Below are 1,233 nucleotides of genomic sequence, written 5' to 3'. Positions count from 1 at the left end.
GACCCCCTCACCGGCCACACCGGCGACGTGAACGCGGTGGCGGTGTTCACTGCCCCTGACGGCTCCCCTCGCCTCGCCACCACTGGCGACGACGGGGCGGTGCGGATCTGGAATCCCGCCACCGGCCGCCAGGACGGTCCCCCGCTCACCCGCGACTCCCGTTGGCTGCGGGCGGTGGCGGTGTTCACTGCCCCTGACGGCTCCCCTCGCCTCGCCACCACCAGCTTCAACGGGAGGCTGCGGATCTGGGACCCTGCCACCGGCGCGCAGGTCGGTGACCCGCTCACCGGTCAGACCAGTCTTGTGGGGTTGGTGGCGGTGTTCACTGCCCCTGACGGCTCCCCTCGCCTCGCCACTGCCGGCTACGACGGGACGGTGCGGATCTGGAATCCCGCCACCGGCGCGCAGGTCGGTGACCCCCTCACCAAGCACACCGGCGACGTGAATGCGGTGGCGGCCTTCACCGCCTCTGACGGCCTCCCTCGTGTGGCCACTGCCGGCTACGACGGGACGGTGCGGATCTGGAATCCCGCCACCGGCGCGCAGGTCGGTGACCCCCTCGCCGGCCACAGCTACCAAGTGTGGGCGGTGTCGGCCTTCGCCGCCCCTGACGGCTCCCCCCGCCTCGCCACCGCCAGCACCTTCCGAAGCGGCCCCGCCGGCAGCGTCGATGGGTGGTTGCGGATCTGGAATCCTGCCACCGGTACACAGGTCGATGTTCCACTCAAGAGGGACATCGACCAAGTGTGGGCGATGGCGGTGTTCACTGCCCCTGACGGCTCCCCCGCCTCGCCATCCCCCGCCACGACGGGACGGTGCGGATCTGGAATCCCGCCACCGGCGCGCAGGTCGGTGACCCCCTCACCGGCCACGCCGGTTGGCTGCAGGCGGTGACGGCCTTCACCGCCTCTGACGGCTTCCCTCGCCTGGCCACTGCGAGCAGCGACGGGACGGTGCGGATCTGGAATCCCGCCACCGGTTGCCAGGAGGGTCCCTCCCTCACCCCCCACGATGACGCGACGGTGCGGATCTGGGACCCCGCCACCGGCCACCAGGACGGTCCCTCCCTGAGCGGCCGCACCGGCCAGGTACTGGCGGTGACGGCCTTCACCGCCCCCGACGGCACCGCCCGTCTCGCCACTGCGAGCAGCGACGGGACGGTGCGGATCTGGAATCCCGCCACCGGTTGCCAGGAGGGTCCCTCCCTCACCCCCCACGATGACGCGACGGTGC

Annotated in this window: 2 protein-coding genes; both read left to right on the top strand. The window is 72.1% G+C overall.

The genetic code is table 11. The annotated features are described in order from the left end of the window. A partial coding sequence (locus ACFCY1_RS32305; protein WP_375876862.1) for a WD40 repeat domain-containing protein occupies positions 1 to 894 on the top strand: 894 nt, incomplete at its 5' end. A 128-nt stretch (positions 895 to 1,022) separates the two neighbouring features. Next, positions 1,023 to 1,233: hypothetical protein (locus tag ACFCY1_RS32300; protein WP_375876898.1), on the top strand; the 211-nt coding region annotated here is incomplete at its 3' end.

It is taken from the genome of Kitasatospora sp. NPDC056273 (assembly GCF_042268845.1).
GTDB lineage: Bacteria > Actinomycetota > Actinomycetes > Streptomycetales > Streptomycetaceae > Kitasatospora.
Note: the sequence above shows the minus strand (reverse complement) of the source record. Positions and strands in the feature narration are given on the sequence as shown.